The organism is Gordonia hankookensis (assembly GCF_014673215.1).
Classification (GTDB): Bacteria; Actinomycetota; Actinomycetes; order Mycobacteriales; family Mycobacteriaceae; genus Gordonia; species Gordonia hankookensis.
In genome coordinates this window covers 316,239-338,025 of record NZ_JACWMS010000004.1, presented here as the reverse complement: position 1 = coordinate 338,025, position 21,787 = coordinate 316,239, and the positions used below count along the sequence as shown (strand labels likewise).

At 67.3% G+C, this 21,787-nt stretch carries 17 protein-coding genes; 10 read left to right on the top strand and 7 right to left on the bottom strand.

What is annotated here, in order from left to right:
• Nucleotides 1-15: 15 nt before the first annotated feature.
• The gene (locus IDF66_RS19715; RefSeq protein WP_317628780.1) at nucleotides 16-1,269 is read left to right on the top strand and encodes a YihY/virulence factor BrkB family protein; all 1,254 of its coding nucleotides are present in this window, start codon (nucleotides 16-18) and stop codon (nucleotides 1,267-1,269) included.
• Nucleotides 1,270-1,282: 13 nt separating this feature from the next.
• Here the strand turns inward: IDF66_RS19715 and IDF66_RS19710 are convergent, their stop codons facing one another.
• Complete coding sequence (locus IDF66_RS19710) at nucleotides 1,283-1,552, bottom strand: DUF3039 domain-containing protein (RefSeq protein WP_164308354.1); 270 nt, start codon at nucleotides 1,550-1,552, stop codon at nucleotides 1,283-1,285.
• A gap of 153 nt (nucleotides 1,553-1,705) precedes the next feature.
• Here IDF66_RS19710 and IDF66_RS19705 point away from each other — a divergent pair, with 153 nt between their 5' ends.
• Both IDF66_RS19705 and IDF66_RS19700 read left to right on the top strand, forming a co-directional pair.
• Complete coding sequence (locus tag IDF66_RS19705) at nucleotides 1,706-2,167, top strand: DUF3099 domain-containing protein (protein WP_190268274.1); 462 nt, start codon at nucleotides 1,706-1,708, stop codon at nucleotides 2,165-2,167.
• Nucleotides 2,168-2,324: 157 nt separating this feature from the next.
• Nucleotides 2,325-3,344: a sigma-70 family RNA polymerase sigma factor gene (locus IDF66_RS19700; protein ID WP_164308352.1), complete on the top strand. Its 1,020-nt coding sequence runs from the start codon at nucleotides 2,325-2,327 to the stop codon at nucleotides 3,342-3,344.
• A gap of 3 nt (nucleotides 3,345-3,347) precedes the next feature.
• Here IDF66_RS19700 and IDF66_RS19695 read toward each other — a convergent pair whose 3' ends face one another.
• Entirely contained in the window at nucleotides 3,348-6,314 is a 2,967-nt protein-coding gene (locus IDF66_RS19695; RefSeq protein ID WP_317628779.1) for a bifunctional acetate--CoA ligase family protein/GNAT family N-acetyltransferase, read from the bottom strand.
• Complete coding sequence (locus IDF66_RS19690) at nucleotides 6,307-7,572, bottom strand: acetoin utilization protein AcuC (protein WP_317628778.1); 1,266 nt, start codon at nucleotides 7,570-7,572, stop codon at nucleotides 6,307-6,309. The genes IDF66_RS19695 and IDF66_RS19690 overlap by 8 nt, the downstream gene beginning before the upstream one ends.
• A gap of 161 nt (nucleotides 7,573-7,733) precedes the next feature.
• Between IDF66_RS19690 and IDF66_RS19685 the strand changes: the two genes are divergently transcribed.
• Nucleotides 7,734-8,417 (top strand): metal-dependent transcriptional regulator, encoded by a 684-nt coding sequence (locus tag IDF66_RS19685; protein ID WP_164308351.1) that lies wholly within the window; start codon nucleotides 7,734-7,736, stop codon nucleotides 8,415-8,417.
• A gap of 4 nt (nucleotides 8,418-8,421) precedes the next feature.
• Here the strand turns inward: IDF66_RS19685 and IDF66_RS19680 are convergent, their stop codons facing one another.
• Nucleotides 8,422-9,537, bottom strand: coding sequence for a DUF4192 domain-containing protein (locus IDF66_RS19680; RefSeq protein ID WP_190268273.1), 1,116 nt, complete (start codon nucleotides 9,535-9,537; stop codon nucleotides 8,422-8,424).
• 150 nt (nucleotides 9,538-9,687) lie between these two features.
• On the bottom strand, nucleotides 9,688-10,377 hold the full coding sequence (locus IDF66_RS19675; RefSeq protein ID WP_190268272.1) for a hypothetical protein: 690 nt from the start codon (nucleotides 10,375-10,377) through the stop codon (nucleotides 9,688-9,690).
• A 187-nt stretch (nucleotides 10,378-10,564) separates the two neighbouring features.
• Here IDF66_RS19675 and IDF66_RS19670 point away from each other — a divergent pair, with 187 nt between their 5' ends.
• The 3 genes from IDF66_RS19670 to IDF66_RS19660 are packed head-to-tail and all read left to right on the top strand — an operon-like array spanning nucleotide 10,565 to nucleotide 14,147.
• The gene (locus tag IDF66_RS19670) at nucleotides 10,565-11,581 is read left to right on the top strand and encodes a PAC2 family protein (RefSeq protein ID WP_190268271.1); all 1,017 of its coding nucleotides are present in this window, start codon (nucleotides 10,565-10,567) and stop codon (nucleotides 11,579-11,581) included.
• On the top strand, nucleotides 11,578-13,683 hold the full coding sequence (locus IDF66_RS19665; protein WP_190268270.1) for a DEAD/DEAH box helicase: 2,106 nt from the start codon (nucleotides 11,578-11,580) through the stop codon (nucleotides 13,681-13,683). Before IDF66_RS19670 ends, IDF66_RS19665 begins: the two co-directional genes overlap by 4 nt.
• Before the next feature lie 29 nt (nucleotides 13,684-13,712).
• Nucleotides 13,713-14,147 (top strand): nitroreductase family deazaflavin-dependent oxidoreductase, encoded by a 435-nt coding sequence (locus tag IDF66_RS19660; RefSeq protein WP_164308347.1) that lies wholly within the window; start codon nucleotides 13,713-13,715, stop codon nucleotides 14,145-14,147.
• 111 nt (nucleotides 14,148-14,258) lie between these two features.
• On the opposite strand, the gene IDF66_RS19655 is transcribed toward IDF66_RS19660, so the two are convergent.
• Complete coding sequence (locus IDF66_RS19655) at nucleotides 14,259-15,215, bottom strand: hydrogen peroxide-inducible genes activator (protein WP_164308384.1); 957 nt, start codon at nucleotides 15,213-15,215, stop codon at nucleotides 14,259-14,261.
• Between the two features lie 112 nt (nucleotides 15,216-15,327).
• On the opposite strand from IDF66_RS19655, the gene IDF66_RS19650 reads away from it, so the two are divergent.
• Together IDF66_RS19650 and IDF66_RS19645 are read left to right on the top strand one after the other, a co-directional pair.
• Nucleotides 15,328-15,915: a peroxiredoxin gene (locus tag IDF66_RS19650; protein ID WP_190268269.1), complete on the top strand. Its 588-nt coding sequence runs from the start codon at nucleotides 15,328-15,330 to the stop codon at nucleotides 15,913-15,915.
• 11 nt (nucleotides 15,916-15,926) lie between these two features.
• Entirely contained in the window at nucleotides 15,927-16,460 is a 534-nt protein-coding gene (locus IDF66_RS19645; RefSeq protein ID WP_164308345.1) for an alkyl hydroperoxide reductase, read from the top strand.
• Nucleotides 16,461-16,535: 75 nt separating this feature from the next.
• Here IDF66_RS19645 and IDF66_RS19640 read toward each other — a convergent pair whose 3' ends face one another.
• Complete coding sequence (locus IDF66_RS19640) at nucleotides 16,536-17,765, bottom strand: aminotransferase family protein (protein WP_190268268.1); 1,230 nt, start codon at nucleotides 17,763-17,765, stop codon at nucleotides 16,536-16,538.
• A gap of 61 nt (nucleotides 17,766-17,826) precedes the next feature.
• Between IDF66_RS19640 and hrpA the strand changes: the two genes are divergently transcribed.
• Nucleotides 17,827-21,756, top strand: a complete 3,930-nt coding sequence (gene hrpA / locus IDF66_RS19635; RefSeq protein ID WP_190268267.1) for an ATP-dependent RNA helicase HrpA — start codon at nucleotides 17,827-17,829, stop codon at nucleotides 21,754-21,756.
• Nucleotides 21,757-21,787 lie beyond the last annotated feature (31 nt).

Genomic DNA, 21,787 nt, shown 5'->3' with positions numbered 1-21,787 from the left:
CCGATCGTCGGCCCCGTGCCTCCCACCGTCCCCCGGTCGGCCCGACCCCCGCGCCGGGATGCCGGGCCACGACCACGACGGTCACCCGCCGCGGAGCCACTCGACCTCGAACAGAGCAGTGCCGAACAGAGCAGTTCCCCCCGGGGCGCCGACGCACAGGACCCTCCCGGCCACGATGACCCGGCCGTCGAGCTCCCACACCCGCCCGGCCCGCCGGTGCTGCCCAATCTGCACCGGCTGGTGTGGCGGACCATCAAGAAGGCCTGGGACGACGGCATCGTCGGCTGGGCGGCGCAGGCCGCCTTCTGGCAGGCCCTCTCGCTGCCACCGCTGGTCCTCGGGATCCTCGGGAGCGTCGGCTACATCGCCGGATGGTTCGGCCCCGACACCGTCGAGGTGATCTACGAGCGCATCATCGCGTTCGCCAACCGCACGTTCTCCGACAACGTCGTCAGCGACATCATCAAACCCACCGTCGACAACGTGCTCGGGCGCGGGAAGGTCGTGGTGATCTCGGCGGGCTTCATCATCTCCCTGTGGGCCGGCTCGTCGGCGGTTTCCTGCTTCGTCGCGTCGATCGTGCGAGCCCACGACCAGCACCAGGTCCGAAACCCCGTGTGGCAGCGCTTCTTCGCCCTGTTCCTGTACGTGGGGTTCCTGGTCATCGCGGTGTTCCTGCTGCCCCTGGTCGCGCTGGGTCCCAACTATCTGCACGAGATCGTGCCCGAATCCTGGGATCCGATCGTCACCCAATTGATCGACTACGGCTACTTCCCGTTCGTCGCGGTGCTGATGCTGATCGTGCTCACCACGCTCTACCACCTGGCGCTGCCCAATCCGCTGCCGTGGCACCGCCTGGTCGGCGGCGCCGTGGTGGCCGGCGTGTTCTTCTGGATCGCGAGCTACATCCTGCGCATCTACCTGACCGCAATCACCCGAGCCGGTTACACCTACGGTGCGCTGGCGACCCCGATCGCGTTCCTGCTGTTCACGTTCTTCCTGGGATTCGCGATCGTCGTCGGTGCCGAGTTCAACGCCGCGGTCCAGTCGCTGTGGCCCGCCAAGCCTGCCGCGTCCACCCAGGTGCGTGACTGGGTGTCGTCGCAGACCTCCGACATCACCGGTCAGCTCAAGACACTTCCCGACCGCCTGTCCTCCGGACCGATCCGGCGCGGCCGGTCCTCCGGGGATGCCGGCAGCGGGCATGATCAGCCGACACGCACACGACCCACCCGCGCACGCCCGCCCGGCGACGGTCCGGTCGCGTGAGCGACCGCGACGCTCAGCTCTTCTTCATCCGCTCGTAGATCTTCTTGCACTTCGGGCACACCGGTGACCCGGGTTTGGCCGAGCGTGTGACCGGAAAGGTCTCGCCGCACAGCGCGACCACATGATTCCCCATCACCGCGCTCTCGGCGATCTTGTTCTTCTTCACATAGTGGAAGAATTTTGGGCGATCGTCGTCGCCCCGGTCGGTGGCGTCGGCATCCGGCCGTTCGTCGACGTCGGTCCGTTCGTCGAGGTCCGGCCGCTCAATCGTCTGGGTTCCCATGGACTCCATTGTGCGACAAAGCCGGTGTCGGCGGCCAGCCACGTCGATCAGCTGCCGTCGCGCTCGATCGATCGTCGGCGGCACCCGGCGGCGGGATACGGACACCGGGATCCCGGCGGTGCAATCCACACCCGAAAGTGGGACAGTGGAAACATGGCTGGCGACGGATCTGGGGCACGAGGGGGCACCGGTACAGATGGTGCCCGAGTACCCCATCGCGACGACCGCGACGCCTTCCTGATCACCGATGCGCAGCAATCTCTCGAAGATCAGCAACGCGCCCGGGTGCGCAAGTACCTGACCTTGATGGCCTTTCGCGTTCCCGCCCTGGTGATCGCCGGGATCGTCTACAGCTCGACGCACAACGGACTGCTCGCACTCGCGATCGTCGCGATCTCGATCCCCATCCCGTGGATCGCGGTCCTGATCGCCAACGACCGCCCGCCGCGCAAGCGTGGCGAGGCACCGCAATACAAGTACGGCGCCGATCACTCCGTCGTCGGACCGATGTCGCTCGGCGGGCCGGCAGCAGGCCCCGACCCGCGCGTGGTCGACTCGACCACGGGTACCGGCCACGAACAGGCCGAGGGCGATTCGGAACACGGTTCCCGCTGACCCACACTCTCAGCAACTTCTCATGTAGCGCGCTGAATCGATCCGCGGAAACCGCTGGTCACCCGTATCCCCGACGACGCAGTCGCGGGAACCCCCGGGAACTTTCACCCCCTTGAACGCGTTGGACCCCATGAACGCACTCAAGTCAGGAGGCCGAATGTCACGCTCGACAGTTTCACGCCCGACCACGACTACAGGATTCGCCGACGATCTCGATTCCACCCGGACCCGCCCCGCGATGACGGAGCAGGATCTGGATGCACAGTCCCCGGCCGCCGACCTCGTTCGCGTCTATCTCAACGGCATCGGCCGTACGGCTCTGCTCAACGCCGAGCAGGAGGTCGAACTCGCCAAGATGATCGAGGCAGGCCTCTACGCCAAGAACCTCCTGGCCACCAAGAAGCGGTTGTCGGCCACCCGTAAGCGTGACCTCGCCGTCATCGTCCGCGAGGGCGAGGCGGCACGGGCGCACCTGCTCGAGGCCAATCTCCGGCTGGTCGTCTCGCTGGCCAAGCGGTACACCGGTCGCGGTATGCCGCTGCTCGACCTGATCCAGGAAGGCAACCTGGGTCTGATCCGCGCGATGGAGAAGTTCGACTACGCGAAGGGCTTCAAGTTCTCGACCTACGCGACGTGGTGGATTCGTCAGGCCATCACCCGCGGCATGGCCGATCAGAGTCGCACCATCCGGCTGCCGGTCCACCTCGTCGAGCAGGTCAACAAGCTGGCGCGGATCAAGCGTGAACTGCATCAGCAGCTCGGCCGTGAGGCCACCGACGACGAGCTCGCCAGCGAGTCCGGCATCCCGGCGGAGAAGATCGCCGATCTGCTCGACCACAGCCGTGATCCGGTCAGCCTGGACATGCCGGTCGGCAGCGACGAGGAGGCGCCGTTGGGCGACTTCATCGAGGACGCCGAGGCGACCTCCGCCGAGAACGCCGTGATCGCCGGTCTGCTGCACTCGGACATCCGCTCGGTGCTGTCGACGCTCGACGAGCGTGAGCAGCAGGTCATCCGGATGCGCTATGGCCTCGACGACGGTCAGCCACGCACCCTCGACCAGATCGGCCGGATGTTCGGGCTGTCGCGCGAACGGGTGCGGCAGATCGAGCGCGAGGTCATGGGCAAGCTCCGTCAGGGCGAGCGCGCCGAGCGCCTGCGTGCCTATGCCAGCTGATCTCTAACCCAATCGCCTCGGTCCGGTGTCCGCTCGTGTGGGCACCGGACCGACACGTATCAGGGCCGTGAGCACCGCGGCGCCGTCCGGCGAGGACAGGATGGGGTCGAGGACCACCTCACGGACCTCGGGGATGTCCTCGACGAGCGTCGAGATCCGCAGGAGCAGGTCGGCGAGCGCCGTTCGGTCCACCGGCGGTTCGCCGGCATACCCCCGCAGCAGTGCCGACGACCGCGGTTCGTCGATCAGTTCCGATGCATCGAGCGCCGACAGCGGGATGGCCCGGTATCCGTGGTCTCCCAGCAGATCGAACGTCCGGCCCGACAGCCCGAACGAGATGAGCGATCCGAACGAACGATCGTCGCGCACCCGGATCATCGTCCCGATCCCCTTCGGCGCCATCTTCTGGATGTGCAGCACCCGATCACCGGTCAGCTCGCTGAGCTCGGCGAAGGCGGTGACAACCGCGGTCGCATCGGGCAGGTCGAGACGGGCGCCCTCACGGTCGAGACGACCGCGCCACGTCTGTGAGGTCGCCTTCACCGCGACCGGGAACCCGAGCTCACGTCCCGCGGCGGACGCCTCGTGCATGGTGGTGACCTCTCGGAACGGCACGATCGAGATGCCGTACCAGCCGAGCACGGTCGCCGACTCGACATGGCCAAGAGTCAGGCCGGGGCCGGTGTCGCCGCCGTCGGCGACGAGATCCTCCATCGCCTCCCGGACATAGCCGCGCGCGGCCTCCGGATCGGTGTTGTCGGGTCGATGGATCTCCGATTCGGGCCGCTCCCGCCACCGCGCGTACTGCCACGAGCGGGCCAACGCATTGGCCGCGCGTTCGGGGCTCCCGTAGGACGGGATCGACCCGACGTCGGGCAGTCCGTTGTCGCCGGGCTTCATCAGCCCGGGCGGGATGCCCTCGACCGCGAGGAAGGTCGTCACGATCGGCTTCGGGTGGTTCGCGTCCGGCCCGCCTGCGGTGTCTGCGGCTCGCGAGACCTGGGTGTTGGCGGCCGCCATCAGCGCGCGGGCATGCCAGTCGGCGTCCACCGCAACCGGTGGGACGAACACGACGATCACCGCATCCACCGACGGATCGCCCATCGCGTCGGTCACCGCGGCCTCGAACGCGTCCTCGCTCGCACCCGCACCGAGGTCGATCGTGTCGGTCACCTCCAGCCCACCACCGCGGGCCGTCTCCGCGGCCAGACTGCCCAGCACCGACGAGTTGCCGATGATGCGGGTACGGGGACCGCGCGGTAACGGCTGGTACGCGAAGATCGTTGCGCAATCGAAGAGTTCGGAGATGGTGTCGACCTGGATGACCCCTGCCTGCTCCAGCACCATCTGGGCGATCTGGTCGTCCAGGCTGGCCGCCGACGACCGGGCCGCGCGCGCAGCCGTCATCGCGCCCTTGCCCGACTTGACCGCCACGATCGGCTTCGAACGCGAGACCCGCCGGGCGATCCGCGAGAACTTTCGCGGATTTCCGAAGCTCTCGAGGTACAGCAGGATCACGTCCGTGGCGGTGTCGCTGTCCCAGTACTGGAGCAGGTCATTACCCGAGACGTCCGCGCGGTTGCCGGCCGACACGAAGGTCGACAGGCCGATCTGGCGGCGTGCTGCGGTGTCCAGGATCGCGATCCCCAGCGCGCCCGACTGGCAGAAGAAGCCGACCCGCCCGGTGGCCGGGATGCGCGGTGCCAGCGTCGCGTTGAGCGCGACCGACGGTTCGTTGTTGGCCACACCGAGTGCGTTGGGGCCCACCAGCCTCATGCCGTGTTCCCGGACCTGCTCGAGGAGTCGGTGCTCACTCTCCAGACCGGCCTCACCACTCTCGCCGAACCCCGACGAGACCACCACCAACGTCCGAACCCCCTTCACGAGGCAGTCGTCGAGGACGTCGTCGACGGTGGCCGCGGGTACCGCGACCACGGCCAGATCCACCGGATCCGGGATGTCACGCACGGTCGGGTACGCCCGGATGCCGCGCACCGACGGCGGCCGCTCGTGACCACGTCGCTGCGCCGGCGTCGACCGCCCCGGGCCCGGTCCGTGCGGCGCCGCCTGCGCCCCGGTGTCCGCTGAGCTCTCGTCCTCGGCTGGGCCTGGCCCGTTGACCGGGAACACCGGGCCGGTGAATCCTCCGGCGATGATGTTGGCGAGCAGGGCATTACCGACCTTCTTCGGGTCGGTGGAGGCGCCGATCACGGCGACCGACGACGGCCGGAGCAGGTTGGCGACACTGCGCGCCTCGGAGGCGCGTTCGCGCGCGTTGCGCACCGAAAGCAATGCTTCGGTGGGGTCGATCAGGAACTCGACGTGCACGGTGCTGCCGTCGAAGCTGCGCGACAGCTGGTACCCGGCATCGCGGAACACGGCCACCATGTTCGGATTCTCGCTGAGTACCTCCGCCTCGAAACGGACGAAACCGCTCTCCGCCGCCGCCCCGGCCAGATGTTCGAGGAGGATGGGGCCGAGCCCACGGCCCTGATGATCGTCGGCGACCACGAAGGCCACCTCGGCCGACTCGGGTTTGCCGTCGAACTCGAGTCCCTCGTAGAGGCCGATCGCGATGATGTCACCCCCGAGCACCGCGACCAGCGCGACCCGTTTCTGATAGTCGACCGTCGTCATACGCGCCACCTCGCGCGGCGGCAACGTCGGTGTCGGCCCGAAGTACCGCATATATCGGGTCCGCTCCGACAGCCCCGCGTGGAACCGGACCACGCGATCGGCATCGTCGGGGATGATCGGTCGCAGGTGGACGACGCCGCCGTCGGAGGCGAGCACATCGGCGATCCAATGGCGAGGGTAATCCCACGGCTCGCGCGGCTGGGGACGGTCGGCCGCCTCCTCGGTCGCCTCCCCGGCCGACGCGGCCGCGCCGCCCGGTGTCGTGACGCCCGTCGGATTCGATTCCGTCACAGGTGTTCCCGACGAGGTCTGGTCGTCACTCGGATCAGTCACGGGGGTCCTCCGGATCGAGACCGTGCAACGGGTACACCGCGCGGCGGGTGGCCAGTATCGCTCGGTCGGTCTGGCGTTGGGCGGAGTCGCTGATCCCTTCCGGCGGGTCCTGACCCGTGTCGCCGTCCCACGCCACATAGCCGACATCTCCGCCGTCACCCATCACCGTCACCGGGGACTGCGAGTAGTCGGAGTGCACCTGCTCGGCGATCTGTTCGGCGGTGGCACACCACGATTCGTCGATCGTGGTGTCGACGTCGACGTCGCGGCCGACGACGATCCCGATCAGGTGGGCCCAACTGCGGGGGACCACGTTCACGACGCCGTAGCCGCCACCGCCGACGGCGATCCAACGCCCGTCGCAGTATTTGTCGGCGAACCCGCGCATGGCCTGCATCGCGGCACGCTGACCGTCGACCGTCAGCGCCAGATCGGTGAGGGGGTCGGCGCGATGACTGTCCACGCCGCACTGACTGATCAGGATCTGCGGCCGGAACTCTTCGAGAACCGAGGGCACCACCGCATGGAAAGCGCGCAGCCACAATCGATCCGTGACGTCGGGCATCAGTGCCACGTTCACCGCGGATCCCTGGGCGTCACCGTCGCCCACCTCGGTCGGCCATCCCGTGCCGGGCCACAGTGTCGCCGGGTGCTGATGCAGCGAGACCGTCAGCACCCGCGGGTCCGCAGCGAACTCGACCTGGACACCGTCTCCATGGTGTGCGTCGATGTCGACGTAGGCGATCCGGTCATATCCGTTCTCGAGCAACCACCGGATGGCGATCGCGCAGTCGTTGTAGATACAGAAACCGGCCGCTCTCGCCTTCATCGCATGATGCATGCCACCACCGATGTTCACCGCCCGGCGCACCGACCCGGACGCCACCGCCTGTGCGGCGGCCAGCGTGCCGCCGACGAGCAACCGGGCGGCCTCGTGCATCCCGTCGAACACGGGATTGTCCGAATCCCCCAACCCGAACAGCCGCTCGAGCAGTGGCCCCGACAGCGATGCCGTCCCCGATCCGACCGCCCGTACCGCATCGACGTAGTCGGTCGAGTGCACCACGGTCAGTGCCGAGTCGTCGATGTCGAGCGGGGCGCGGCTGTCGACACCGTCGAGCACTCCGAGGCTCTGCGCCAAGGTCATCGTCAGGGCGAGGCGGACCGGGTTCATCGGATGGGTGTGCGCCCACTTGTAGGACAGGAAATCCTCGCTCCAGATGACTGCCGCCGCTTCGTCGCTCGTCGTCCGCGTCACGACCTCAGGCTAGTGGCTTCCGATGGCCACCGACGCACTTCGTCCCGAGCGCGACACCGCGGTGCCGCGGTGTCGCACCTCGATGCGTGTCGTCCGACACGCGGGAAGGTCACATGGCCTGATCAGGGTACCCTTGGGCCTAGACGAAGGGACTGCGCACAGTGAACGATCTGGTTGACACCACAGAGATGTACTTGCGGACGATCTACGACCTCGAAGAAGAAGGGATCGTCCCGCTCCGCGCCCGCATCGCCGAACGGTTGGAGCAGAGCGGTCCGACCGTGTCGCAGACGGTGGCCCGGATGGAACGTGACGGTCTCCTGCATGTCGCAGGCGACCGGCACCTCGAGCTCACCGATCGCGGCCGGGACCTGGCCGTCGCCGTGATGCGCAAGCATCGCCTTGCCGAGCGGCTGCTGGTCGACGTCATCGGGATGCCATGGGAACAGGTCCACGAGGAGGCCTGCCGTTGGGAGCACGTGATGAGCGAGAACGTCGAGCGGCGACTGCTGACCGTTCTCGACAACCCGACGACCTCCCCCTACGGCAACCCGATTCCCGGGCTCGAATTGCTGGGCGCCGAGCAGGCTCCCCTGACCGACGGCGCCACCCGGCTGTCCGACCTGCCCCAGGGTGACCCCGTCGTCGTGATCGTGCGCCGGCTGTCCGAACATGCCCAGTCCGATCATGAGTTGATCAGCGAACTGCGCGATGCGGGCGTGGTGCCCAACGCCCGTGTGACGGTCACGATCAATCGTGACAAGGCAATGGTCAACTCACCGGGCCACGACGGCCTGGAGCTGTCCGAGGAGATGGCCCACTCGGTCTTCGTCGACAAGGTGTGATCGTTCAGCCTGCCTCGAGTTCCGGTGTCGGCGCAGGCATCGGAACCCCGAGGGAGTGCGCAATCCGGTAACTGTCGTCGAGCATGGCGCGGAGCATCCGCGGTGGCATGCCGCCGCGGAGGGCACTGTCGAGCAGCACGGCCAGCGACCATCCTGCGTCGGCCGCGAGCGCGCAGTCGAGCGCGACGCCGGCATATCCACCCTCACCGTTGATGTAGTGCAGATGCGCCAGCAGCGTTGCCGCACTCGCCCGCTGCGAGCCGGTCAGCCGCCGCGTCAGCTCCCTCCACAACATCTCGGCAGCGTGCCGTAGATCGGTCACCGCGAGGGCGAGGACCGCGTCCCGGACCGGCAGCCGGGTGAGCGCGGTACCGAGCATCGTCACCGTCGCGCAGTCGAGCTCGCGTGGTCCCTCCACCTCGCCCGTCGGCGACGGCATCGTGGAGATGACGTGCTCGACGACGCCCCGCAGCAGCCCGGCATCGCTCGCCGAATCGACCTCGCACCGGCCGGCGTCGCAGCTGTCACCGGCGCAGTGGTCGAGGGGCGCGAGCATCGCCACCATGTCCGAGCGGCGGGCGAGCACCCGTCTGCCCGTCGCAACCGCCTGGTGAACGGCGGTCGGGCTGGTGTGTGGATTGCCGAGCCGGCCGCGAGGTGCCGCCGACCGCGCGATCGGCGGTGTGGACATCGGCCCGGCAGTCGGAGGACGGGGGTCCCAGATCCGCTGCCAACGCGCCCCGTCGGCGAACTCCGGCACCACGAACCCCGCTGCGATCCCGCCGATCTCGGCGAATCGGCGATCGGCGATGGCACAGATCCGGCGATAGCGTTCGTCGCCTGCGGGGTGACGATCGTCGGCGACGACGGCGACGACTGCGCGGATCTGGTTGCGTACGCACACCTCCGCGAGATCGCCGAACACCGATTTCAGCGCCGGGACCATCTCTCCGCTCTCGTCGAGGACGAGGTCGTGGCGCATCGCCGTCCGGACAACGCGCGGGTCGTCGCCGAATGCGAGCAGGATGAAGGAGCGTTCGGGGATGAAGCCGAGCAGACCCGGTACGGCCGTCAACAGAGCAGAAGATGACAGGGACCGGGAATCAATGGATGCAGACATGCGGTCATCGTCGGCTCTGCCGCGGACGCATCTGCCGCCGCCGACCCGCGCGACCGCCCGTTGACCCGAGGTTGTCCACACCTCCGCGACAATCCACAGATCACGCAGGCACGATGGGACAGGCTCATCCTGGGATCGACGGTCACCGGGTCAGCCGAAGGCCGCGTCGACCGCCTTGTCGAAGAGTGACGCGAGTTGATCGCTCTCTCGTGCCGACATCGGCTCCGCGCCCTGGTGCCGGTATTCGACGGTGACCCGCACACCGCTGCGCTGTGCCATCAGGGTGGTGGTCCCGGTCGTCAGCGCCGACGATCCGACATTGCCCGTCGCGATCTGCCGACGCAGACCCGCGGTGTCGATCGACTGTGCTCTCGGGGCCTTGAGGACCTGGACGGTCACGAGCGACGTCGCGGTCGGGGCTGAGCCGGAGAGCACTCGAGGGCAATTCCTGGCCTGCGTGGTCACGTCGGCGAGCGATGTGCGCGCTCGGGTGACCGCGGAGGTGAAGGTCGCGGTCGAATCGTCGGGATCCGGACCGACCAACACCGCCGCACCATCGGCGGGTAGGCCTGCGGGTGTGCACTGCGGCGGGGTCACCGATCCGTGGAGCGGACGGCCCGTGATGTCGGCGAGGGCGGCAGGCACTGCGGGTGCCGGCACCCGACTCGCCGAACCGCCGGGGAAGTCCGATGCCGCCACCGAGTCGCCGGAGAGATCGGCCGCGCCTGCGACCCCTTGTCCGTCCACCGTGCACCCGGAAGCCACGAGAATCGCCGACCCGACCAGCATCGGGGCGAGCACGACGGGACGTCGCATCTGGTGCCTCTTGGTTGTGGTCACAAGGGCCTACTGTGCCATCGACGAGCACACGCCCGGCGCACCGACACCCCGGCGAATCCGGCCGGGCGGGAATCGCGACCGGCACCGGCGTGTTGACTCCCATGAATACCGCATCTGTCTGCGTAATTGGCCCTGCCGGGCGCCGATGCGAGAGAATCGACAGATACACGACGAGGAGGGACGACCCATGGACGAGCGGCCCGCCGAGAACAGTTCGCTGTACTCGCTGGAGTTCCCCGCGCCCCAGGTCTCGAACGACGAGGGCACCGGACCGGTGCTGCTCCATGCCCTCGAGGGGTTTGCGGACGCAGGACACGCTGTCGCGCTGGCAGCACGGCATCTGCGCGATGCGTTCGATTCCGAACTGGTTGCGACGTTTTCCACCGATGAGTTGATCGACTACCGGTCACGTCGACCGACGATCACCTTCAGTGGCGACAAGTTCACCGATGTCGAGATGCCGTCACTGACGATGCATGCGATCCGCGACACCGCGGGCCGACCGTTCCTCTTGCTCGCAGGTTCGGAGCCCGACCTGCGCTGGGAACAGTTCGTCGAGGCGGTGCGCCTGCTTGCCGAGCGCTTCGGGGTGACCGACGTCATCGGACTCAACGCCATCCCGATGGCCGTCCCGCACACCCGTCCACCGTCGATCACCGCACACGGCGACGATCCGGACCGGCTCGGCGACCTCCCGCGCTGGGGGTCGGAGATGAAGCTCCCGGCCAGCGCGTCGATGTTGCTGGAACTGCGGATGGGTGAACACGATCACCGCGCCGCGGGCCTGTCCGTCCATGTGCCGCATTACTTGTCGCAGACCGACTACCCGGCGGCCTCCGCGCGGCTGCTGGACGCCGTCGGCGAGCTGACCGGCCTGCAGTTGCCGGTCGCCGCTCTGGAGAACGCAGCGGAGAAGGTCCGTGTCCAGGTCGACAACGAGGTGTCGGGCAACGCCGAGATCGAATCGGTCGTGGCCGCGCTCGAGACGCAGTACGACACCTTCACACAGGCCCAGCAGGAACGCGCGTCGCTGCTGGCGGCCGAGGAGGACCTTCCGAGCGGTGACGAGCTCGGCGCCGAACTCGAACGTTTCCTCGCCGAGCAGGTGCGCGACAGCGGTGATGAGGATGCGGGCAATCAGGATGACGGCAATCCGGGAGGCCCGGATGACGACGGAGCGGGCGGTCCCCCATCTCCGATGTGAGCGCGGCACCGGGGTCGGTCCTGACCCCGGTCGCCGACGAGGACACCGCTTTCGAAACGTTCACCGACTGGTGGCATGACCGGGGAATCGAGCTCTACCCGCACCAGGAAGAGTCCCTTCTCGAACTCATCGCCGGCAGCAACGTGATCCTGGCGACACCCACCGGGTCCGGCAAATCCCTCGTCGCCGCCGGCGCGATCCATTTCGCGCGTTGCCGTGGCGAGCGGGTGTACTACACCGCACCCATCAAGGCGTTGGTGAGCGAGAAGTTCTTCGAGTTGTGTGCGATGTTCGGCGCGGCGTCGGTTGGCCTGGTCACCGGTGACGCCGCCGTCAACGCCGACGCCCCGATCGTGTGCGCGACGGCCGAGATCGTCGCGAATCTCGCACTCCGGGACGGATCACGTAGCGACATCGGCACTCTCGTCGCCGACGAGTTCCACTACTACGGCGAGGCCGATCGGGGCTGGGCGTGGCAGGTGCCTCTCATCGAACTTCCGCACACGCAATTCCTGTTGATGTCGGCGACGCTCGGTGACGTCTCGTTCTTCGTCGACGACCTGCAGCGGCGCACCGGACGCCCGACGTCGGCGATCACCGGCACCGACCGGCCGGTGCCGCTCGAGCACACGTACGCGATGACTCCGATTCACGAGACCATCGAGAACCTGATCTCCGCGGGTCGCGCGCCGGTCTACGTGGTGCACTTCACCCAGGCCTCCGCTGTGGAACGTGCCCAGGCACTGTTGTCGGCCAAGATCGCCGACAAGGCCGAGAAGTCGCTCATCGCCGAGGCCATCGGCGATTTCCGCTTCCACACCGGCTTCGGTGCGACACTGTCGAAACTCCTGCGGTCGGGCATCGGCGTGCACCACGCCGGCATGCTGCCGCGCTACCGTCGGCTCGTGGAACGCCTTGCGCAACAAGGACTTCTCAAGGTCGTCGCCGGTACCGACACCCTCGGAGTCGGCATCAACGTGCCCATCCGCACCGTGCTGTTCGCGGGGCTGAGCAAGTACGACGGCACCCGGGTGCGACGTCTTCGCGCGCGTGAGTTCCACCAGATCGCGGGGCGGGCGGGCCGTGCCGGATTCGACAGCGTCGGCTACGTGGTGGTCCAGGCGCCGGAGCACGACGTCGACAACGCGCGGGCAGTGGCCAAGGCCGGCGACGATCCCAAGAAACTCCGCAAACTCGTCCGGAAGAAGCCGCCGGAGGGTTTCGTGTCCTGGGGCGAGAAGACATTCACCCAACTCATCGATGCACCCGACGAGCCACTGCGGTCACACTTCCGGATGACCACGGCGATCCTGATGGAGGTACTGGCCCGGCCGGGCGACTGTTTCGTGGCGCTGCGGCATCTCCTCGAGGAGAACCACGAGCCGCGCAACCGGCAACTCCGCCACATCCGGCACACCATCGAGCTGTACCGAGGCCTCCGCGAGTCCGGCATCGTCGTCCAGCTCGATGCTCCTGACGCAGATGGCAAGAACGTCGCCATGTCGGTGGACATGCCGGAGAACTTCGCCCTCACCAATCCACTCTCGTCGTTCGCGTTGGCAGCATTCGAGATCCTCGACCCCGACTCGGCAACCTACGCACTGGATGTGCTCTCGATCCTCGAGTCGACGCTCGAGGATCCGCGACCGTTGCTGTTCGCACAACGCAAGGTCGCGCGCGACGCGGCGATAGCCGAGATGAAGTCGGACGGCGTCGAGTACGAGGAGCGCATGGCCCGGCTGGAGGAGATCACCTGGCCCCGTCCGCTCGCCGACGAGATCGACTTCGCATTCGGCGTCTACCGTCGCGGACATCCCTGGGTGTCCTCGTATCCGCCGTCGCCGAAGTCGGTGCTCCGCGAGATGCTCGAGCGGTCGATGACATTCAACGAGCTCATCTCCCAATACGGATTGGCCCGCAGCGAGGGCGTACTGCTGCGATACCTATCCGATTGCTATCGAGTTCTCAGACAAGGCCTTCCGACTGCGGTCAGCACTCCGGAGGTCGTCGAGATCACGGACCGGGTCGGGGCGATGGTCCGCGAGATCGACTCCAGCCTTGTCGATGAATGGGAGCAACTGAGCCAGGCGAGTGTGGAATAGTCGGCTCCACCGACCACGTTGGAGGAGATATGCCACTCACCGGAGAATACGAACCCAGCCCGGCGGATTGGGCCACTGATCAGGTCCGCGAGTACGAGGGATCGAACGGCACCGCCGCGACCACGATGAAGGGGAAACCCGTCGTGATCCTCACCTCGGTCGGCCGCAGATCCGGCAAGCTGCGCAAGACGCCACTCATGCGGGTCGAACACGATGGCGACTACGCGGTCGTGGCCTCCCTCGGCGGAGCCCCCAAACACCCGGTCTGGTACTGGAACCTCGTCGCCGAACCGCATGTCGAACTCCGCGACGGGGAGCACGTCGGCGACTACACCGCGCGCGAGGTCTCCGGCGAGGAACGTGAGACCTGGTGGGCCCGCGCCGTCGAGGCGTGGCCCGACTATGCCGGGTACCAGACCAAGACCGACCGCGTCATCCCGGTGTTCGTGCTCGAACCCCGCTGAGCCCACTCACCGCTCGCCCCCCGACCGCAACCCCGATCCCGCCGACAGCCACCTGTTCTTCGTCGGGATACCGGTTGCCGTCGGCGCACGTCACCTTGCCGTCGGCGATGATCAGCCGCGCCGCACGGTACCGGTCGCGACCACCAGATCGGCGACGACCTCCGCGAGAGTGTGAAACGCCTCGGCTCGACGGGCCGAATCGCGGTACACCAAGCCCACCCGCCGACCCGGACGGGGCCGCGCAAAGGTTGCGGTGGCCAGCTGACCGCCGCCGGTCTCGACCGCCACGGCGGTCTGCGGGATCAGTGTGACCCCCAGACCACCCTCCACGCATTGCACCGCGGTCGCCAGGGATGCCGCCCGCGTCTGTCCGACGTCCGGTCGGACGCCGGCGAGCCGGCACACCTCCAGCGCCTGATCCCGGAGACAATGGCCCTCGTCGAGCAGGAGCAACGGCAGGTCGGCGAGCGACGCCGGGTCCACTCTGCGTCGTCCTGCGAGTGGATGCGTGGCCGGCAGCGCCAGGACGAAATCCTCTGTGTACAGCGGGACCTCGCTCATCCCCCGTTCATTCGTGGGCAACGCCATGATGGCCACGTCGAGTGACCCGTCTCTCAGCTGACGCAGCAGTCGCGCCGTCTGGTCTTCGACCACCTGCATCCTTAACTCCGGAATACGTTCTGCCACACCGCGAAGCACCGTCGGAAGGATGTACGGGGCGACCGTCGGTATCAAGCCGACCCGCATCGGCCCGGCGAGCGGGTCCCCGTTTCCCGATGCCTCTGCCAGGAGGTCATCGATCGCATCCACGGCGGCGATTGCCCTGGGCAGCAACCTCTCCCCTTCCGGAGTCAGGAAGACACGTCTCGTGGTCCGCTCGACGAGCTGCAGTCCGAGTCCGGTCTCGAGACCGGCCAGTGCTTGCGACAACGTCGGCTGACTGACACCGAGATCATCTGCCGCAGAACCGAAGTGACGCCGGTGCGCGACCGCGACGAATGCCCGCAGAGCGGTCGCGGACGGTTGATGACTTCTATTGGCCATGCCTATCAATATAGTGCGTATCATCACGTTTCGCTCTTACCGATATTCCGGCACGATGGTGCATGTCTGACGACGAATCCGCGTCCTCGTATGACGCACCCGACGCTGATCGAAACATCAAGGAGCGAAACAGAGCATGGCTTTGCTGACCATCGGCGACCAGTTCCCCGCCTACCACCTCACCGCGGTCATCGGGGGTGACCTGTCCAAGGTCGACGCCCAGAAGCCGGACGACTACTTCACCACGGTCACCAGCGACGATCAGCCCGGGAAGTGGCGGATCGTCTTCTTCTGGCCCAAGGACTTCACTTTCGTGTGCCCCACGGAGATCGCCGCTTTCGGCAAGCTGAACGACGAGTTCGCCGACCGTGACGCGCAGGTGCTCGGCGCCTCGGTCGACAACGAGTTCGTCCACTTCCAGTGGCGCGCACAGCACGAGGACCTCAAGACCCTCCCCTTCCCCATGCTGAGCGACCTCAAGCGCGAACTTGCCTCCGCGGCAGGTGTTCTCAATGCGGACGGGGTGGCCGACCGGGCCACGTTCATCATCGATCCCAACAACGAGATCCAGTTCGTCTCGGTGACTGCCGGTTCGGTCGGACGTAACGTCGATGAGGTGCTCCGCGTCCTCGACGCCCTGCAGTCCGACGAGTTGTGCGCCTGCAACTGGAAAAAGGGCGATCCGACCATCGACGCGGGCGAGCTGCTGACCGCGAGCGTCTGAGAGGAGACCGCATGAGCATCGAGAATCTCAAGGAAGCACTGCCCGAGTACGCCAAGGACCTCAAACTGAATCTGGGTTCGATCAGCCGCACCACGGCGCTGAGCGAGGATCAGCTGTGGGGCACCCTGCTGTCGACCGCGGCCGCGACGCGTAATGCCAAGGTGCTGGCCGAGATCGCCGACGAGGCCGCCGACACGCTGTCCGCCGAGGCATACAACGCCGCACTCGGGGCTGCGTCGATCATGGGGATGAACAACGTCTTCTATCGAGGCCGAGGCTTCCTCGGCGGCAAGTACGACGACCTGCGTCCCGGTCTGCGGATGAACATCATCGGCAACCCCGGAGTGGACAAGGCGCTGTTCGAGCTGTGGTCGTTCGCGGTGTCGTCGATCAACGGTTGTGAGCACTGCGTCGGCGCTCACGAGAACACCCTTCGCGAAGCAGGCGTCGACCGTGAGGCGATCCTCGAGGCCCTCAAGGTCGCCTCGATCGTCGCCGGTGTCGCCCAGGCGATCGCGACCACCGAAGTGCTCGCGGCGGTCTGACCGGCCCCGCACACAGATCTGCCCCCGACTCTGACGAAATACGGAGAGCCGGGGGCAGATTCGATTGTCCCTGGATCAGGCCAGTGCGGCCCGCATCCGGTCGGCGAGTTCTCCGACCTCGTCGGTGGTCATCACGAACGCCGGTGAGATCTGCAGCGCCCCCTGGCCCGCGGCACGACCGCTGACGCCGTGCTCGCGCAGTCTGCCGACCATCGGCATCGCCTGGGCGGGATCGGCCAGCTGGACCGCGGTGACCGCGCCCAGGCCGGTGCGGACCTCGGACACCGAATCGAGATCGGCCAGCGGCGAGAGTGCTTGCTCCAGATCGCCTTCCAACCGGGTCGCCTCGGCGAGCAGACCCTCACCCTCGATGATGTCGAGGTTGGCCATCGCGGCCGCGGCGGCACCGGCGTGGCCGCCGTAGGTGTAGCCGTGGCGCCACCAGACACCGCCCCCGAAGAACGGTTCGGCGATACGGGGAGCGATGAACACCGCGCCCATCGGAACGTATCCGGACGTGAGGCCCTTGGCCGTCGTCATCATGTCGGGCGCGAGGTCGAAACGGGAGGACGCGAACCAGGAATCGCCACCGATGCGTCCGAATCCGGTGACCACCTCGTCGGCGACGAACAACACGTCGTGGTCGCGGCAGATCTGACGCACCTCGGCGAGGTAGCCCTCCGGAGGCAGGTAGATCCCGCCGGCACCGATGATCGGCTCGCAGAAGAACGCCGCGATGCGATCGGCACCCAGGCGCTCGATGAGGCCGAGCAGACTCTTCGCATTGTCCCACTCCACCGACTCGGCGTCGGGCATGAGTTCGCCATAGCCTTCGCGGTTGACCGGGATGCCCGCGAGCGCGGTCCCCGCCACATGCATGCCGTGGTACGCCTTGGTACGACCGACGATGATGTTCTTCTCCGGCCTGCCCTGCTCGTGCCAGTAGCGCCGGGCCAGCTTGGCGGCCGTGTCCACCGAGTCACTGCCACCCGAGGTGAAGAAGATCTTGCTGTCGGGAACCGGGGCGATCGCGGCGAGACGGTCGGCGAGATCCGCGGTCACATCGGCGGTGATGTCTCCGAACCCGGAGTAATGCGCCAGCCGACCGAGCTGATCCGCGACGGCCTGTGCCACCTCGGTTCGGCCGTGGCCGATGTTGGTGAACCAGAGACCCGCGGTCGCGTCGAGATACTCGCGACCGGAGGCATCCCAGATCCGTGTCCCTCGTCCGCGGGTGACCACGAACGGCCCCTTGGTGGAGACCGAACCCATATCGGCGAAACCGTGCCACAGTGAACCAGCCATGCCCCAATCATGCCGGGCGTGCGTCGGGTCACCTCCGTCGACCCCATATCCTGGACGGATCATGCCCGTTCCGACCGCAGACGACCGACGAGCGCTCGGTGACCGCCTCGCCGACGTGACCATCCTCGACGCTCATCGTCTGCGCAGACGACTCGACAAACTCGGTCGCTCACCGAAACAGGCGGCCTGGGACAAGCTGGCCGCCGACGTCGACGCCGCAACGCTCCGCGTCGATCGTCGTCGTGCGACTGTTCCGACGATCACCTTCCCGCCGGACCTGCCCGTGTCGGCGGCCCGCGACGAGATCGCCGCCGCCATCGCCGATCATCAGGTGGTGGTGATCGCCGGCGAGACCGGTTCGGGCAAGACCACCCAGCTGCCCAAGATCTGTCTCGAACTGGGTCGCGGCATCCGAGGCGCCATCGGTCACACCCAGCCACGGCGGATAGCAGCGAGTTCGGTCGCGCGCCGCATCGCCGACGAAACCGACACCGAGATAGGTCAGGCGATCGGATACTCGGTGCGGTTCACCGACCGGGCCGGCGCAAACACCTTGGTCAAGGTGATGACCGACGGAATCCTGCTCCGCGAGATCGGTACCGACCCTCTGCTGCGTCACTACGACACGCTCATCATCGACGAGGCCCATGAGCGCAGCCTCAACATCGACTTCATCCTCGGGTACCTGAAGCAACTCCTGCCGCGCCGTCCCGACCTCAAGGTCATCATCACCTCGGCGACCATCGAGCCCGGCCGGTTCGCGCGGCACTTCGCATCCGACGAATCCACGGACGGCGACCGGCCCACCGGTGACGTGCCCATCCTGGAGGTGTCCGGGCGTGCGTATCCCGTCGAGGTCCGATACCGGCCGTTCGGGGACGACCAGGATCCCGATTCCGACCATCGCGACCTGGATCAGGTCCAAGCCGTCGACCAGGCCGTCGGCGAGCTGTGGTCGTCGCAACGCACCGGCGACATCCTGGTGTTCCTGCCGACCGAACGGGATATCCGCGAGACCGCGGACGCGCTGCGTCATCGCGTCGCGTCGGGTGCCGAGATCGTCCCGCTCTTCGCGCGGCTGTCGATCGCCGACCAGCAACGCGTCTTCGCGCCGTCGAGCGGGCGGCGGATCGTCCTCGCCACCAACGTCGCCGAGACATCACTGACCGTTCCGGGTATCCGCTATGTCATCGACACCGGCACCGCCCGCATCTCGCGCTACTCGACACGGTCGAAGGTGAACCGACTTCCCATCGAACCGATCTCCCAGGCCTCCGCCCGGCAACGGGCCGGGCGCTGTGGTCGTGTCGCGCCCGGCATCTGTATCCGCCTGTACTCCGAGGAGGATTTCGACAACCGTCCCGCGTTCACCGACCCGGAGATCCTGCGGACCAATCTCGCCGCGGTGATCCTCCAGATGGCCGCCCTGCGCATCGGTGACGTGTCGGCATTCCCCTTCGTGCAGCCGCCCGACGCGCGCGCCATCCGTGACGGCATGGCCGTGCTCACCGAGCTCGGCGCGATCCGCGAGACCGCTCGCGACGACCACGAGCCGGTGCTCACCCGGATCGGGCGGGACATGGCCCGGATACCGGTGGATCCCCGTCTGGCACGGATGCTGATCTCCGCACACGAACTCGGATGTCTCGACCACGTCCTGGTGATCGCCGCGGCGTTGTCGGTGCCAGATGTGCGCGAACGGCCGGCGGAACATCGCGAGGCCGCCGGCGCCTCGCATCGACGGTTCGCGGTGCCGGGTTCGGAATTCCTCTCGTATCTCGAGCTCTGGCAGTACCTGAACGACCGACGACAGGAGTTGTCGGGGAATCGTTTCCGACGGATGTGCGAGAGCGAGTTCCTCCACTTCCTGCGCATCCGGGAATGGCAGGAGCTCCACCGCCAGTTGTCACGGATCGTCTCCGACCTCGATTGGACCGCCACCGCGTCGCCACGCGACGCCGACGCCATCCACCGTTCGATCCTCTCCGGACTGCTGGGCAACATCGCAGTCCGCCAAGGCGATTCACGCGACTACATCGGTGCCCGAAACACATCGCTGGCGATCTTCCCCGGCTCGTCGCTCGCCCGTAAACCGCCTCCCTTCATCATGGCCGCAGAGATCCTCGAGACCTCACGGCTGTTCGCGCACACCGTCGCCGGGATCGATCCGCTCTGGGCCGAGAAACTCGCCGGCGACCTCGTCCGCCGGTCGTACAGCGAGCCGCACTGGTCGGCCAAGCGGGCGTCCGCGATGGCCTACGAGCGGGTGACTCTCTACGGGGTCACCCTCGTCGCCCAGCGACGTGTTCCATACGGAGCGATCGATCCGCCGACCGCACGGGAGATGTTCATTCGCCACGCCCTTGTCGAGGGCGACTGGCGCACCGATCATGTGTTCTTCCACCGCAATCGGGAACTCCTCGACGCGGCCGCCGACGTCGAGCATCGCGCGCGCCGTCGCGATCTGGTGATCAGTGAGCAACAGCTCTTCGAGTTCTACGACGCCCGTGTCGGCGCCGACGTCGTGTCGGCGCGGCATTTCGACACCTGGTGGAAGAAGACCCGGCAAGAGCATCCAGACCTGCTCGACCTGAAGCCGGAGGATGTGGCGGCCGACGTCACGGTGGCCGACAACGACTTTCCCGGGGTATGGCAGCAGGGCGAGACCCGCCTGGAACTGCGTTACCGGTTCGAGCCGGGTGCTCCCGACGACGGGGTCACCGTCGTGGTCCCCCGGCCACTACTCGATCATGTACGACCCGCGGGTTTCGACTGGTCGGTTCCGGGCCTGCGCTCCGAACTCGCCACCGAGCTCGTCAAGTCACTGCCCAAGGCCCTCCGCAAGTCGATGGCACCCGCCCAGCGTTTCGCCGACCTCGCGGTGTCGCGATTGACACCCCGGTCGGAGCCACTGGTGACCGGCCTGTCCCGCGAGCTCACCTCGATCACCGGCATGACCGTGTCCCCGGGTGACTTCTCCCTCGATCGCGTCCCCGCCCATCTGACAATGAACTTCGCCGTCACCGACCGGTCCGGCACGGTCGTCGCGAGTGGCAAGTCACTGGCCGGCCTGAAGAAGGGTTTCGCCGGGCACGACGACACCTCTCGTCCCCGCACCGTCCACACCTCATGGACCGCCGATGGCATCGGCGACCTGCCCGACACCACCACCACAGCGGTTGCCGGCCAGACGATCACCCGCTATCCGGGACTCGATGTCGCCTGGGACGACGCGGGCCGGGCAACCGGCGTCACGCGAACCGAGTCCGTCACCGCAGCCGAGCGTGACCGAAAGCTGACCGACGCGGTGATCGTGTTGTTGGAAACGACGATCCCGACCCTCCCCAAGAAGATCATCGGCACCCTCGACCCGGCCGGACGACTGGCACTGAGTCAGAGCCCGTATCTCCGAGCCGATGATCTCCTGGCCGATTGCACCCGGCGCGCGGTCCGCGACGCCGTGGCCACCCGAGACCTCACGGTCATCCGGACGCCCGGCCGGTTCGCGCAGCTCCGCGACGACCTCAGGCCGACCGTGACCGACGCGGCCCCTGAGTATTTCGAGCTCGCCACAGACATTCTCCGACATCTGGCCCCGCTCCGATCGGAGATCGATCAGGACAGCGGATCCGTCGCTGCCGACGACGTGGCCGAGCAACTGGAGAACCTCGTCTTCGACGGATTCGTGGCCGCGACCCCCCGCAGACATCTCACCGAGATCCCGCGCTATCTCCAGGCGGCGGAGAATCGATTGGCCGATCTCATGGGATCGACGACCCGCGATCGCGATGCCCTCGCCGCGGTCGACCGGGTGATCGCACACTGGAATCAGCGAGTCGCGCAGCTCCCGGCCGGCCGGCGCGATGCCTTCAACGAGTACGCGCATTGGATGGTCGAGGAACTCCGGGTCGGTCTCTTCTCGCAGCGACTCGGTACCGCCTACCCGATCTCCGAGAAGCGGGCGCTACGCGCACTGGACGCGTTCCACTGAGCGCACGACCGAGCGCACCCCTCCGACGTCG